Here is a 375-nt window from a genome sequence, read left to right as displayed (position 1 = left end):
ATCACGGACGAAGGGATTGTGATGCGCGATTATGTGAACCTTGGGGTAGCGGTAGCGGTTGATAACGGGCTGATCGTGCCGAATATCAAGGACGCAGACCTGATGAAGCTGGAAGAGCTGAGCTTCATGGCAAAGGAGCTTGCGGGCAAGGCGAAGGAAAACAAACTTGCGCTTGAGGAAATGAGCGGAGGCACGTTTACGGTGTCAAACCTTGGGATGTTCGGGCTGGACGAATTCACGGCGATTATCAATACGCCGGAATCGGGCATACTGGCACTGGGAGCGATCACCAAAACGCCGGTGGTAATCGGTGATGAAATTGTGATCAGGCCGATCATGTCGATGACGCTGACGTACGACCACAGGATCGTGGAC

General features: G+C 53.6%; 1 protein-coding gene. It reads left to right on the top strand.

Translation table 11 applies throughout. The features are described from left to right. On the top strand, positions 1 to 375 hold a 375-nt coding region (locus tag CHK_RS00725; RefSeq protein WP_046442020.1), incomplete at both ends, for a 2-oxo acid dehydrogenase subunit E2.

Source organism: Christensenella hongkongensis, assembly GCF_000981035.1.
Taxonomy (GTDB): domain Bacteria; phylum Bacillota; class Clostridia; order Christensenellales; family Christensenellaceae; genus Christensenella; species Christensenella hongkongensis.
This window is presented reverse-complemented; position numbering and strand designations above follow the sequence as displayed.